General features: G+C 69.8%; 14 protein-coding genes. 6 read left to right on the forward strand and 8 right to left on the reverse strand.

From position 1 onward, the window contains the following. Positions 1-14: 14 nt before the first annotated feature. Positions 15-404, reverse strand: coding sequence for an endonuclease domain-containing protein (locus ACUN0C_RS06125; RefSeq protein ID WP_445465451.1), 390 nt, complete (start codon positions 402-404; stop codon positions 15-17). Positions 405-1167: 763 nt separating this feature from the next. Further along, the gene (locus ACUN0C_RS06130) at positions 1168-1740 is read right to left on the reverse strand and encodes a TetR/AcrR family transcriptional regulator (RefSeq protein ID WP_445465452.1); all 573 of its coding nucleotides are present in this window, start codon (positions 1738-1740) and stop codon (positions 1168-1170) included. 87 nt (positions 1741-1827) lie between these two features. On the opposite strand from ACUN0C_RS06130, the gene ACUN0C_RS06135 reads away from it, so the two are divergent. Continuing rightward, complete coding sequence (locus ACUN0C_RS06135) at positions 1828-2754, forward strand: alpha/beta hydrolase family protein (RefSeq protein WP_445465453.1); 927 nt, start codon at positions 1828-1830, stop codon at positions 2752-2754. Between the two features lie 68 nt (positions 2755-2822). Beyond that, positions 2823-3383, forward strand: coding sequence for a macro domain-containing protein (locus tag ACUN0C_RS06140; RefSeq protein WP_445465454.1), 561 nt, complete (start codon positions 2823-2825; stop codon positions 3381-3383). A gap of 20 nt (positions 3384-3403) precedes the next feature. Here the strand turns inward: ACUN0C_RS06140 and ACUN0C_RS06145 are convergent, their stop codons facing one another. Next, positions 3404-4573 carry a M20 aminoacylase family protein gene (locus ACUN0C_RS06145; protein WP_445465455.1) on the reverse strand — a complete coding sequence of 390 codons (1170 nt, stop codon included), beginning with the start codon at positions 4571-4573 and terminating at the stop codon, positions 3404-3406. A gap of 119 nt (positions 4574-4692) precedes the next feature. Here ACUN0C_RS06145 and ACUN0C_RS06150 point away from each other — a divergent pair, with 119 nt between their 5' ends. Then, positions 4693-6021, forward strand: a complete 1329-nt coding sequence (locus ACUN0C_RS06150) for a D-alanyl-D-alanine carboxypeptidase family protein (RefSeq protein ID WP_445465456.1) — start codon at positions 4693-4695, stop codon at positions 6019-6021. A 6-nt stretch (positions 6022-6027) separates the two neighbouring features. Here the strand turns inward: ACUN0C_RS06150 and ACUN0C_RS06155 are convergent, their stop codons facing one another. Next, a complete protein-coding gene (locus tag ACUN0C_RS06155) occupies positions 6028-6276 on the reverse strand; it encodes a sulfurtransferase TusA family protein (RefSeq protein ID WP_445465457.1) in 249 nt (82 codons plus the stop codon). 132 nt (positions 6277-6408) lie between these two features. On the opposite strand from ACUN0C_RS06155, the gene ACUN0C_RS06160 reads away from it, so the two are divergent. The 3 genes from ACUN0C_RS06160 (at position 6409) to ACUN0C_RS06170 (ending at position 10002) form a co-directional block, all read left to right on the forward strand. Next, positions 6409-8208, forward strand: a complete 1800-nt coding sequence (locus tag ACUN0C_RS06160) for a long-chain-acyl-CoA synthetase (protein ID WP_445465458.1) — start codon at positions 6409-6411, stop codon at positions 8206-8208. Between the two features lie 20 nt (positions 8209-8228). After that, positions 8229-8780, forward strand: a complete 552-nt coding sequence (locus tag ACUN0C_RS06165; protein ID WP_445465459.1) for a DUF924 family protein — start codon at positions 8229-8231, stop codon at positions 8778-8780. A gap of 112 nt (positions 8781-8892) precedes the next feature. Beyond that, positions 8893-10002 (forward strand): GNAT family N-acetyltransferase, encoded by a 1110-nt coding sequence (locus tag ACUN0C_RS06170; protein ID WP_445465460.1) that lies wholly within the window; start codon positions 8893-8895, stop codon positions 10000-10002. Here the strand turns inward: ACUN0C_RS06170 and ACUN0C_RS06175 are convergent. The 4 genes from ACUN0C_RS06175 to ACUN0C_RS06190 all read right to left on the reverse strand — a co-directional run bounded on the left by ACUN0C_RS06175 (position 9989) and on the right by ACUN0C_RS06190 (position 13674). Continuing rightward, positions 9989-11641, reverse strand: coding sequence for an AMP-binding protein (locus ACUN0C_RS06175; RefSeq protein ID WP_445465461.1), 1653 nt, complete (start codon positions 11639-11641; stop codon positions 9989-9991). The genes ACUN0C_RS06170 and ACUN0C_RS06175 overlap by 14 nt on opposite strands. A gap of 66 nt (positions 11642-11707) precedes the next feature. Beyond that, complete coding sequence (locus ACUN0C_RS06180) at positions 11708-12295, reverse strand: hemerythrin domain-containing protein (RefSeq protein ID WP_445465462.1); 588 nt, start codon at positions 12293-12295, stop codon at positions 11708-11710. 16 nt (positions 12296-12311) lie between these two features. Continuing rightward, complete coding sequence (locus ACUN0C_RS06185; protein WP_445465463.1) at positions 12312-12713, reverse strand: four-helix bundle copper-binding protein; 402 nt, start codon at positions 12711-12713, stop codon at positions 12312-12314. A gap of 55 nt (positions 12714-12768) precedes the next feature. Then, positions 12769-13674, reverse strand: coding sequence for an N-acetylmuramic acid 6-phosphate etherase (locus tag ACUN0C_RS06190; RefSeq protein ID WP_445465464.1), 906 nt, complete (start codon positions 13672-13674; stop codon positions 12769-12771). Positions 13675-13738: the final 64 nt, after the last annotated feature.

Consider the following 13738-nt stretch of genomic DNA (forward strand, 5'->3'; position numbering starts at 1 on the left):
CGCGGCGTCGCCGTTCACACGGGCGGTTCCGCGGAACGCGGAAGCCGCTCCCGCGCAGCCGCGAGGATCGTGGTGCAGACGCCGTCGATGTCGCGCATCACCTCGTCGGTCCAGAATCTGAGCACACGGTAGCCGTGCTCTTCGAGCCGGCGCGTTCGGGCCGCATCCCTGGCGCGCGCCGGTTCGAGGCCGTGCTGGCCGCCGTCGACCTCCACGACCAGTTTCGCCGCCGGGCAGAGGAAGTCCTCGATGAACGGGCCGATCGGGGCCTGCCGGCGGAAACCGAGGCCGTCGAGCCGGTGGGCGCACAACTCGCGCCAGAGCCGGAATTCCGCATCGGGCATGTCGCGCCGCATCGCCCTGGCAAGAAGGCGGTTGCGCTTCGGCGGTAGGTGCCTGGGCATCGCTGGTTCTTCGTACGGGTTCCAGTCCACCATGATCGACACCGATATCGCGGCGCGGTCCAGCCCCCCTCCCGAAATTCCGCGCGCCTCCGGCTCCGGAATTTCGACCTCCCCGCAAGGGGGAGGTTGAGCGGAGCCCCCGGCCGCGGCCGTGCCCGATCGCAGGATCTGAACGGATGCCGTCACGGTGCCGAGGCGGTCGTCAACCGGCACAACCCCCAACCTCCCCCTCGCGGGGAGGTCGAAAGCGGCAGGGCCGCTTTCGGGAGGGGGGCGCGGCACCTACGCTTGCCCGGAAGCCCGATTGATTCCTGGCCCGAGAACGACAGGCGCTCGTCTCGTCACACCGTCCAGCCCCTGCCGCCCCCGCCCCACACTCTGTCGTCATCGCCGGACTTGATCCGGCGATCCAGGCAGCGCCACCCCTGCGGCTCGGCTGCGCTGGATGCCCGGGTCAAGCCCGGGCATGACGACAAAACGAGAGGAGCCGCAGGGGGTCGATCGAACCGCCCCCACCCCATTCCCTGTCGTCATCGCCGGACTTGATCCGGCGATCCAAGCAGCGCCACCCCTGCGGCACCGCCTGCTGGATGCCCGGGTCAAGCCCGGGCATGACGACAGCGGGTGTGGAAATGCGGACCATCCGCCGCATCCGGACCACGCGAACCGGCACGGCCCCCCAACCTCCCCCTCGCGGGGAGGTTGAAAGCGGCGAAGCCGCTTTCGGGAGGGGGGCGCGGCGCTTCCGCCTCCGCAAGCGTCGCTATCGCCCCGCCCCCATCCCCGCCCGCACCAGCACCTCCGCCGCCTCGCCGGCGCGGTCCATGTAGCGCGCGTCCCGGTTGAGGAGCACCACCGCGAAGGCACCGTCCATCAGGAGGCGGACCTGCTGCGCGAGCGCCTCCGCGTCGGCCGCGCCGGCCGCAGCGAGCCGATCGGCGAGCCAGGCCTCGAACCCCGCCTTGTGCCGGTTCGCCGCCCGGATCGCCGGGTGGCCGGGCATGCCGACGAGCTCGGCGGCGCTGCGCAGGAAGCCGCAGCCCTTCCATTTCGGGCTGCGCGCGGCGCAAGCGAGATGCCCGAACACGGCGCGCACCTTCGCGCCGGCATCGCCCTCCGCCTCCTCGAACCAGCGGTCGAAGGCGTCGAGGTTCGGCCGGTCGCGGGCCTCCAGATAGGCCGTGATCAGATCGTCCTTGCTCCTAAAATGGTAGTAGAGCGAGCGCTTGGTGAGGCCGGCCTTCTCGGCGATGGCGTCGACGCTCACCGCGCGGATGCCCTGCCGGTAGAACAGCGCCGACGCCGCCTTCACGATCCTGTCGCGCGTGTCGCCCACCGGCTCCCCCAAGTATACTGACTAGTGAGTATAAATTGCCGCACCGCTCCGCGACGATCAAGCCGCAGGTCCGAGCGGAGGCGCGGCGTGGGTTTCGTCAGGGAAGAGGAGATCGGGCTTTCGTGCGCCGACGGCGTGCGGCTCGGCGGACATTTGTGGAGAAGCGCCGGCGCACGCGCTTCCGGCGCAATCGTCGTCAATCCGGCTACGGGCGTGCGCGCGCGCTACTATCACCGCTATGCCCGCTTCCTGGCGGAGGCCGGGTTCGCGGTCGTCACCTACGATTATCGCGGCATCGGCGCGTCGCGGCCGCCGACGCTCCGGGGCTGCCGCTTCCGCTGGCGCGACTGGGGCGAGCGCGATTTCGACGCCGCGCTGCGCTTCGCGCTCGCGCTCCGCCTGCCCGGACCGGTCCAGGTCGTGGGCCATTCGATCGGCGGCTTCCTGCCCGGCTTCTCGCCGGAGGCGCACCGGATCGACCGCATGCTGACCGTCGGCGCGCAATACGCCTGGTGGCGCGACTATGCGGAGTTGCACCGGCGCCGGCTCTTCCTCAAGTGGCACGTCGCCATGCCGGCGCTCACCCGGCTCTTCGGCTATTTCCCGGGGCGCCGGCTCGGCTGGCTGGAGGACCTGCCCGCCGGCGTCGCCAATGAGTGGAGCTTCCGCCGGGCACGCATGGAGGCGAGCTACCCGCCGGCCGAGCGCGCCGGGATCCTGGCGCGCTTCGCCGCGGTCCGCGCGTCGATCCTGGCGATCGGCATGAGCGACGACGCGATCGCCTCGCCGCAGGCGATCGACCGCACGCTTCGATACTATTCCGGAGCGCGGAAGACCCACGTGCTCCTGACGCCGCACGATTTCGGCAGGGCCGAGATCGGCCATTTCGGCCTCTTCCACGAGCGCCACCGCGACGGCTTCTGGCGGCAGTCGCTCGTCTTTCTCGGCGCGGGCCGGAACCCCTGGCCATTCGCGGAGCTCCCGCCGCTGATCGCCTTGCGGGACCTGCTGTGAAGCCGGCCGCGCCCGAGCGTGGGCCCGCGGGTGGGTCAGACGCCGCCCTTCCGTGCTAGGATCGCGCCATGGACGAACTGCGGATCGGCGCGACGCTGCTTCGGGTCGTGGTGGCCGACATCACCACGCTCGACACCGACGCGATCGTGAACGCGGCGAACGAGGCGCTCGCGCCGGGCGGCGGCGTCTGCGGCGCGATCCACCGCGCCGCGGGGCCGGATCTCGCCGCCGAATGCGCCCGGGTCGCCCCCTCCCCAACCGGCGAGGCGCGCATCACGGGCGGTCATCGCCTGCCCGCGCGCCGCATCATCCATGCCGTCGGTCCGGTCTGGCAGGGCGGCGGGCGCGGCGAGGCGGCCGAACTCGCCGGCGCCTACCGGAACGCGCTGACGCTCGCCGCCGGGAACGCCGTCCGGACGATCGCATTCCCGGCCATCTCGACGGGCATCTACGGCTATCCGGCGGCGGCCGCCGCCGCGATCGCGGTCGGCACGGCGGCCGGCTTCGCGCGCTCGGCGCCGGGCGCGCTCGCCGAGATCGTGTTCTGCTGCTTCTCCGAGGCTTCCGCCGACGAGCACCGCCGAGCGCTCGACGCCGAGGCGGCGGCGTCCGGCCACGCGCGCGGGTGAGACGGCCGGGCCGGCGGGCCTCAGGCCGCCGGCAGCCGGCTCTCGACGATCGCGACCCAGTAGGAGGCGCCGTAGGGGATGGCGGCGTCGTTGAAATCGTAGGCCGGGTGGTGCAGCCCGGCGCTGTCGCCGTTGCCGATGAAGATCATCGCGCCGGGGCGCTTCTCCAGCATGAAGGAGAAATCCTCGCCGCCCATCATCGGCGGATGTGCGGCGTCGACGGCGAGTCCGCCGGCGACTGCGCGGGCGGCCTCCGCGGCATGCTCGGTCGCGCCCGGATCGTTCACCGTGACCGGGTAGTTCCTCAGATATGTGAACTGGGCCGAGGCGCCGAAGGCGGCCGCCACGTTCTGCACGATCTCGCTCATCCGCCGCTCCACGAGGTCGCGGACGACCGGCTCGAGCGCGCGCGCCGTGCCGGTGATGCTGGCGCGTGAGGCGATGACGTTGAAGGCGTCCCCGGCATGGAAGGTGGTCACCGAGACGACCGCGCTCTTCAACGGGTCGACGTTCCGCGAAACCACGCTCTGCAGCGCCTGCACCATGTGCGCGCCGACGAGGACAGGATCGACGGTTGCGTGCGGTTTGGCCGCGTGGCCGCCGCGGCCCTCGATGGTGATGGTGAAGTGGTCGGCCGAGGCCATCATCGCTCCCGGGCGGATCGCGAAATGGCCGACCGGCAGGCCGGGCATGTTGTGCATCCCGTAGAATTCCCCGATGCCGAAGCGCTCGACGAGGCCGTCCTCGATCATCGCCCGACCGCCCCCGCCCCCCTCCTCCGCCGGCTGGAAGATCACCACCGCCGTGCCGGCGAAATTGCGGGTTTCGGCGAGGTGGCGGGCGGCGCCCAGCAGCATGGCAGTGTGGCCGTCATGGCCGCATGCGTGCATTTTTCCCGCGATTTCCGACGCCCAGGGCTTGCCGCTCTCCTCGCTGATCGGCAGCGCATCCATGTCGGCGCGCAGCCCGACCACCCGCCCACTCCCGGACGAACGGCCGCGTATCACGCCGACGACGCCGGTCCTGCCGAGCCCCTCGACCACCTCGTCGCAACCGAAGGCGCGCAGTTTGGCGGCAACGTCGGCGGCCGTGCGGTGCACGTCGTAGAGGAGTTCGGGATGGCGGTGGTAGTCGCGCCGCCATTGGGCGATCTCGTCGGCGCGGTCGGCGATGCTGTTCGATACGGGCATGGCGGCCTCCAGTCGAATCCGAGGCTAAGGACCTGCAGCACGGCTGACAACCGGCACGGCGGGGATGCGGCGACGCGCAAAATCGCGTAGGAAAAGGCCGAGAAACCGAAGAGGCCGTCGTGAAGCCGACGAAGCGTCCCCCGATTTCCTGCGCCGCGCGGCGGATGCTCGCGCTCGTCCTCCTGATGCTCGTCCCGCTGGCGCCTGCCGCCGCGCAGACTGCGGCCACTCCTGCGCCGTTGCCGGCGGTGACGACGCCGTACGTGCTCGTCGACGCGCGCACCGGCGAGGTGATCGAGGAGCGCGATGCGGCGCGGCCGTGGTATCCGGCCTCCACGACGAAGCTGATGACGCTCTATGTCGCGCTCGCCGCCGTCCGCGCCGGCGAGATCGACCTGCAATCTCCGGTCGTCATGAGCGCCCGCGCCGCGGCCGAGCCGCCGAGCAAGATGGGCTTCAAGAAGGGCACGGTGATCACCCTCGACAACGCCCTCAAGATGCTGATGGTGAAATCCGCCAATGACGTCGCCGTCGCGGTGGCGGAGGCGGTCGGCGGCAGCGTCGAGGCGTTCTCGAACCGCATGAATGCGCAGGCGCGCCGGCTCGGAATGGTCGCCACGCATTTCGTGAACCCGCACGGCCTTCCGGACCCCCGCCATGTCAGCAGTGCGCGGGACATGGCGCTGCTCGGTCGCGCGCTGACTACGGATTTCGCGGAGTACCGCGCGTATCTCAACCTGCACGCGATCCAGATCGGCAAGACGGTCCTCAAGAACTACAACACGCTGGTGGAGCGCTTCCGGGGCACGACCGGGATGAAGACCGGCTACATCTGTTCGTCCGGCTTCAACCTCGTCGCGAGCGCGGAGCGGAACGGCCGGGAGATGATCGCGGTCGTCTTCGGATCCTATAATGCTCTGGAGCGCGCCGAGCAGGCCGCAGTGCTCCTCGAGAAGGGCTTCCGCTCGCGGGCGCTGTTCGGCGGGGCGCGGCCGCAGCTTGCCGGCCTTCGCTCCGGCGCCGAGTTCCGCGAGCCGCTCGACATGTGCCCGTACCTGAAGGCGCGGCGGGGCGCCATCGCGGCCGGCGATTCCGAGCAGCCCGAATTCAAGACGCTGCCGAACGGGATGGTCGTCATCCAGCAGGGCGACCAGGTGCGGCCGACCCATCTCGGACAAAAGATCGCCTACGGCCCGCCGATCCGCGTCTATGTCGGCGGCGCGGCCGGTGCCTCGCCCGCCGGGGGGCTCGCGGTGGCCGATGCGCCGGTCCCGAAGGCTCGCCCAAACCCGCCGGCCGCGCTTGCCGGCGCATCGCAGATGACCGCCTTCGTCGGACAGGCGAACGCGACCGGCGCCCCCTTCCCCGCCACCGAAGGGCCGCTCACGCTGCTCCCGAGCGCTCCGTCCAAGGCGGCCGTCCCGCTGCCGAGGGCGAAGCCGAACTAGCCGCGATCAGCGCGAGCGATCGGCACCGGGCCCCTTCTCGATCTCGAAGCGCATCAGATCGCCCGCCCGATCCGCTTCGATCAGGCGGTGGCCGTTCTCATTGCAGAAGTGGGGCAGGTCGATGGCGGCCATCGGGTCGGTCGCGAGGACGCTCACCCGGGTACCCGGTGCGAGCGGCGCCATGCGTTTTGCCGTCTTCAGAACGGGCAACGGGCACTTGAGGCCCCTCACGTCGATCAGAACGCTTTCGCTCATCCGCTCCCGCCTGCTGCCGTCCTGCTCCAGAGTCTCGCAATAGAGAACACCCGATGCTAAGTTCGCAACCGGCGCAGGCCGCAAGCAAGAACGGACTGCCGGGCACTGGGCGCGCCGGCGCAAGGGGGACGGATGGGGTTCGTTGAACGGGTAGGAAGCGAGATCGCCTATCTGCGCGGCGCCTTGCGGACCCTTTCGAAGGTCACCCCGATCGCGAAGGATACCAACCGCACATACCCGGATGTCGCCGAAGCCCTCGCGGCCGAGCATGGCGACAAGGCTGCCCTCGTCTCCGATCGCGAAAGCTTCTCCTACCGGGCCTACAATGCGCGCGCGAACCGATATGCCCGCTGGGCCGCGGCAAACGGGGTCGCGAAGGGCGATACCGTCGCCCTCCTGATGCCGAACCGGCCGGAATACCTCGCCATCTGGCTCGGAATTGCCCGCGCTGGCGGGGTCACCGCCCTTCTCAACACCAACCTGACGGGGCCCGCGCTCGGGCACTGCATCAACATCGTCCACGCCAAGCACATCATCGTGGAGGCGAGCCTCGTCGATGCCTTCAAGACCGCGGAGACGCATCTCGACCCCGGGCCGAAGCTGTGGTGCCACGGCGGCGCGCCGGCCGGGTGGGAGCGCATCGACACGGTCATCGACCGGTTCCCCGACGCGCCGATTCCGGCCGGTGAACGGCCGAAGCTGACGAACAACGATCGCTGCCTCTACATCTACACGAGCGGCACGACCGGGCTCCCGAAGGCCGCCAACATCAACCATTACCGGGTTCAGGGCATCATGTACGCCTTCAACGCGGCGATGGCGATGTCGCAGCACGACCGCATCTATGTCTGCCTGCCGCTCTACCACACCTCGGGTGGCGTGCTGGCGAGCGGAGCTGCGCTGACCGCCGGCGGCACGGTCATCATTCGGGAGAAATTCTCCGCCACCCAGTTCTGGGACGACATCGTCGATAACGAGTGCACCGTCTTCCAGTATATCGGGGAGCTGTGCCGCTATCTCCTCAACAGCCCGACCCACCCGAAGGAGACGAGGCACCGCTTGCGCCTTGCCTCCGGAAACGGGCTTCGGCCGGACATCTGGCAGGATTTCCAGACCCGATTCCGCATCCCGAAGATCCTCGAATGGTACGGCGCGACTGAAGGCAACGCAGTCCTCTTCAATTTCGACGGGAAGGTCGGTTCGGTCGGACGGATCCCGAAATGGGCCGAGCGCCGGTTCCTGACCGAGGTGGTCCGCTTCGATCTCGAGACGGAGCAGCCGGTGCGCGGCGCGGACGGGTTCTGCATCAAGTGCGCGCCCGGGGAGGTCGGCGAGATGATCTCCCAGATCGTGAACGATCCGCTCCGGCCGAGCCAGCGCTTCGAAGGCTACGCGGATTCCGGCGCCACCCAGAAGAAGATCATGACGGACGTTTTCGCCAGGGGCGACCGCTGGTTCCGGACCGGCGACCTGATGAGGAAGGACGCCCACGGCTACTTCTACTTCATCGACCGGATCGGCGACACCTTCCGCTGGAAGGGCGAGAACGTCTCCACCTCGGAGGTGTCCGAGGCGATCACCATCTTCCCCGGCGTGAAGGAAGCGAACGTCTACGGCGTCAAGATCCCCAACACGGAGGGCCGGGCCGGCATGGTCGCCCTGGTGATCGACGAGGGATGGGATCCCGAAGGATTCTACACCCATGTGTCCCGCCAGCTGCCGGCCTACGCCCGCCCCGTGATCGTCCGCATCCAGCGGGAGATCGACGCCACGTCGACCTTCAAGCAGCGAAAGGTCGACCTCGTGAAGGAAGGGTTCGATCCGGCGCTGATTGCGGACGCGCTCTACTTCCTTCATCCCGGGCGACAGGCCTACGTGCCGCTGACCGCCGACCTCTATGGCGACATCGTCAGCGGACGCCTGAAACTCTGAAGGCCGCACGGGAGATCAACATGGAAGCCACGGCGATCGAGCCGGGAAGTGTCGTCGGGTTCTGGCGCGAAGCCGGGCCGGAGCGCTGGTTCGCCAAGGACGAGGCCTTCGATGACGCGATCCGCGCCCGGTTCGAGGCCGTTCGAGCGGCCGCTCTGACTGGCGAACTGGACGATTGGGAGGAGACGCCGGAAGGCGCGCTCGCACTGATCCTGCTGCTCGACCAGTTCTCGCGCAACCTCCATCGCGGCACGGCACGGGCCTTCGAGGCGGACGGAAAGGCTCTGGGGATCGCCGAGCGGGCCCTTGCGGCCGGCCATGACGCGGCCGTCGAGCCGGCGCTCAAGGTCTTCTTCTATTTGCCCTTCATGCACGCCGAGCAGCTTCGCGAGCAGGCGCTCTGCGTGCGCCTCTGCTATCCGCTGCGCAACGACGAGACGCTCCACTACGCCCGCGAGCACGAGCACATCATCCGGCGCTTCGGCCGCTTCCCTCATCGCAATTCCGCGCTCGGGCGCTACACCAGTCCCGCGGAGCAGGCCTATCTCGACGGCGGCGGGTTCGCGGGGTGAGGCTGGTTGTTATCGCAGGCGCAGCCGTGTCGAGTGCACGCGCTTGCTCCCGCAAGCCGACCCGTCCTGGCCTCGCCTGCCGGGCGGGGCGCCATTCCCATCCGCCCGCGGCATGAACGGGGCTCGCCCGCCGCCGGCAGCGTTCGTCCTTGCGGCCCTCGATGAGCTGCCGGCGCTCAGCCGCGAGGTCGAGGACCTGGCCGCCCGCGCCGTCAACGCGAACCCGTTCTTCGAGCCGGCGTTCCTCCTGCCTGCCGCGGAAGCGCTCAATCCCGGCGGCGTCCAGCTGGCGACCGTCCGGCGCGACGGCCGACTGATCCTCTTCGCACCGATGGTGCGCGCCCGCTTTCCGCGCCGCATGTCGGTCTGGACGCATCCCTACGCTCCGCTCGGCGTTCCCCTCGTCGATGCGTCGGCGAGCGAGGCCGCCTTCGCCACTCTTCTCGCCGGTTCGGCAATGATGGGCTGCGGACCAATCCTGTTCTCCGATCTTCCGTTCGCGAGCGCGGCCGCCGAAACGCTCCGGGCCGCTGGCGCGGAATGCGGCATGCGCGTCTTCGAGGCGGCCCCTTTCAGCCGTCCCGTGCTGCGCCTCGGCGACCGGAAGATACGGCCGTCGCTGGGCATGCTGGCCGCGCCGAAGCATCGCAAGGAACTCCGCCGGCAGCTCCGCCGCCTCCAGGACCGCCAGGCGGTATCGTTCGAGACGGCGCGGGGGGAAGCGGAAGTCGCGACCGCGTTCGAGGCCTTCGTCCAGATCGAGGCTTCGGGATGGAAAGGCCGCCGCGGCACCGCCCTCGCCCAGCACCCCGCCGAACTGGCTTTCGCGCGCAGCGCCATCCTGGGCCTCGCACGCGCCGGAAAGGCGGAGATAGACCTGATGCGGGTCGGCAGGACACCCGCCGCGGCGATGATCCGGATCACATCGGGCGGATTGGCGATCCCCTGGAAGACCGCCTTCGACGAGGCCCATGCGCAGTCCTCGCCCGGCAAGCAGTTGATGTGGCGGGCGACGGCGAACTGGCTCGCCGACGGCGACCTGGTTGAGGTCGACCCTGTCTGTGAGGAAGGAAACCCGATGCTCTCCATGCTGTGGCGCGACAGCGAACCCTACGGGACGCTCGTGGTGGGCGGGGCAGGCGCGTCGGCCATCGTCGCTGGCCTGCTCGACGCGAAGAGCCGAATTCGGAAGCGGCTGAGGCGGGCGATCAGCCGGAGGTGACGCGGGTCTTGGCGGTCTCTTCCGCCTCGCGCCGCGCCTCGTCCCGGAAATGCCGGCGGATCACCTTGCCGGTCGTGGTGAGCGGGATGGTGGCTACGAACGCGACCTCCCGGGGATATTCGTGCGCCGACAGGCGCTCCCGCACGAAGACGCGGATATCGTCGGCAAGCGCCGGTCCGGCCTCGAAGCCCTCGTTCAGGACGACATAGGCCTTCACGATCTCGGTCCGTATCGGATCGGGCTTGCCCACGGCCGCCGCGAGCCGCACGGCCGGATGCCCGATCAGGCAATCCTCGATCTCGCCCGGCCCGATCCGATACCCGGACGAGGTGATCACGTCGTCGTCACGGCCGAAGAATCGGATGTACCCGTCCTCGTCCATCACGCCCTGGTCGCCGGTCTGCATCCACTCTCCGACGAACTTCTCGCGGGTGGCCTCGGGGCGCCGCCAGTATTGGAGGAACATGACCGGATCCGGCGCGCGGATGGCGATCTGCCCCTGCTCGCCCGCCGGCATGCGCCTGCCCTCGCCGTCGATGACGGCGACGTCGTGCCCGGGGACAGGCTTGCCGATCGCCCCCGGACGGCTGACGCCGATCGCGGCGCATGACGACAGCACGTAGTTGCATTCCGTCTGGCCGTAGAACTCGTTGATGGTCAGCCCGAGCGCCGATCGGCCCCATTCGTAGGCTTCGCGGCCGAGCGACTCGCCGCCCGAAGCGACCGTCCTCAGCCGAAGCCCGTGCCGGCCCTGCGGCGGTGCCGCCGCGCGCAGCATCTTCAGTGCGGTCGGCGGGATGAAGGCGTTTCGCACCTCCTGTCCCGCCATCAGCGCGAAGGCCGCCTCCGGATCGAAGCCTTCGGTGCGCTGGGCCACGACCGGCACCCCGAAGAAGAGCCCCGGCAGCAGCACGTTGAAGAGGCCGCCGGCCCAGGCCCAGTCGGCCGGTGTCCAGAGCCTGTCGCCGGGCTGCGGGAGGAACTCGTGGCTCATCTCCACGCCCGGCAAATGGCCGAGCAGCACCCGGTGGCCGTGCAGCGCGCCTTTAGGCGGACCGGTGGTGCCGGAGGTATAGACCATCACGGCAGGACAATCGGCCGAGGTGTCCAGCGTCTCGTTCACGTCCGAAGACCGGCCGAGGAGCGCCTCCCAGCCGGCTGCGCCGTCGCCCGGGCCGTCGGTGCAGATCACCAGGCGCAGGCCCGGCAGCTCGTCGCGGATACCAGCGATCTTCTCCAGGCACGGATGATGGGTGACGAGGACCGTCGCACCAGAATCCTCGAGCCGGTAGCGAAGCGCCTCGATCCCGAACAGCACCGCCATCGGGACGGTGATCGCGCCGATGCTCCAGGCCGCAAGGTGGGTGATCGCCGTCTCGGGCGTCTGCGGGAGCAGGATGGCGATCCGATCGCCCCGTCCCACGCCGTGCGCACGGAGCGCATTGGCAAGCCGCGCCGCCTGCTGCCGCAGGAGACGGTAGGACCAGCTACGGACATCCCCCTTATTCTCGACCTGGAGGATCGCCGGCCGGTCCTCGTCCGGCCTGGCGAGACAGGCGCGCGCCATGTTGAACCGCGCCGGCACCTCCCAGCGGAAGTCCCTGCGGAGCCTGTCGTAATCGGAGCGGACCGGCAGCATGCGCCCCCCAGGAAAGCGGGCAGACGTTAGTCTCCGCCCCGCCGGCGCGCAATCGCTCGTACCGGATCAGGAAAGCCCGAGCGGACCTTCGCCGCGGTCGAGGATGACCGGGACGATCAGGTCCTCCTCGTCCGCGAGGTGACGCCGGAGCGGCGACAGAAAGCCGTCGAGCGTCTGCGCCATGCCCTCGCCGGCAGCGCGTCCGTCCGCCCCGCTCCGCAGCGTCTCGTCGAGCCGGTGCCAGGCCGATCCGAGCTCCTCCAGCGCGCGGTGGATGGTCTGGTGGTCGGTTTCGAGGAGATCGAAACCGCGCGAAAGGCGCCCTTCCGCCGCCGACAACAACGGAAAGTAGTGCAGGTCCTCGATCTGGTGGTGCCCCTCGAGCTGATCGAGGAAGAAGGCGATCCGCGGCGCGAACCAGCGCCGGAAGCCGGCGCCGTCGATTTCGCCGCCGAGGTATCGCCCGGCCCCGTCCGCGAGTGCGTCGGACAACTCGCGGAACATGTCGTGCCGACCCATCCAGAACCGCGCGAGCGCGCCGAGATTGCGGTGATCCGCCCACGTCACCCGCGGATATTTCTGCAGGAGGATCTGCAGGTCCTCGGGCAGGCCGGCCCGCTCCAGAAGACGGCTCGGATCGCTTCCGCTCGTCATGCCGAAGCCCGGATCATCACTCTGTGTGCACCATCGCCTCGGCGCAGGCCGCTTCGCAGCGCCGGCACGCTTCCATGCACAGCCGGCAATGCTCGTGCATGGAGGCGTGCCGCTCGCATTCGGCCGCGCAGGCGCGGCAGGCATCCACGCAGAGCTCCAACGCGCGTCTCAGGATTGCTGCGTTGGACCCGGTGCGGCGGGTGGCGAGCGCCGCGGTCATGGCGCAGATGTCGGCGCAGTCGAGATCGAGCCTGATGCACTGGCGCAGATCCTTCACCATGTCCTCGGCCAGGCAGGCATCGGCGCAGGCGGTGCAGGCCTGGGCGCAGGAGGCGAGCGCCTCGAGCGCCTCGACGAGGGCGGGATTGACGTTGCCCTTCACCTCGGGATGGGCGGCAATGATCGAATGTGCATGCATGGCGGGACTCCGTTCCGGCTGCTGTTTCCGATCCACGTTGCGATCCTTTGGCGGCTCAATCCTGCTTCATGCCGGAGCCGGTTTCCAGCATCGTGAGGGCGGCGCGCAGACGCCCGCCGGTGCGTGCGAGCAGATCCTCGGCCTGACGGAGTTCACAGCCGCGCAGGAGGAGCGCGGCGACTTTCACCCGGCCGCCGGCGCGCACGAGCGCTTCGCGCACCGCCTCGCGGCTGCGGTCCGTCAGGAACAGGAGCATTTCCTCGCTGCGCCGGACGAGCTTGGCATTGCCCGCCTGCACGTCGACCATCAGCCCTTCGTGGACGCGGCCGAGCCGGATCATCACCGCGGACGACAGCACGTTGAGCGCGATCTTCTGCGCCGTTCCCGCCTTCAGCCGTGTCGACCCCGCGATCGGCTCCGCGCCGGTGTCGAGCAGGACGGCGTGGTCGGCGAGCGAAAGAAGCGGCGTCCCGGGATTGTTGGCAATGCCGATCGCGAGCGCGCCGCGCTCCTTCGCAGCGGCGATGCAGGCGAGCGTGAAGGGTGTCGTGCCGCTCGCCGCCAGCGCGATCATGACGTCGGCCGCGCCGATTCCCGCTTCCCGGACGAGCCTTTCCGCCTCGTCGCGCTCGTCCTCGGCGCCTTCGATCGCCTGTGTCAGCGCCCGCTCGCCGCCGGCGATGAGGAGAAGCAGCCTGTCGCGCGGCCAGCCGAACGTCGGCGTGAGCTCCGCCCCGTCCTGCGCGGCGAGCCGGCCGGACGTGCCGGCCCCGGCATAGACGAGCCTCCCGCCGGCTTCGAGGCGCGCCTCGACGGCGGCAGCCGCGGCGGCGACATCGGCGCGTGCCGCCCTCACCGCGGCGACCGCGACGAACTGCGCCTCCACCAGCGCATCGAGCATGTCGTCCAAGTCCCAGGCATCGATGCCGCGATAGCGCGGGCTGAGCCGCTCGGTGTCCATGAAGGCCCATTCCTCCGCGCGCCGCCACTCGAACGACGGCGCGTGATGCGTGACAGTCCGTAGA

Source organism: Faunimonas sp. B44 (assembly GCF_052655945.1).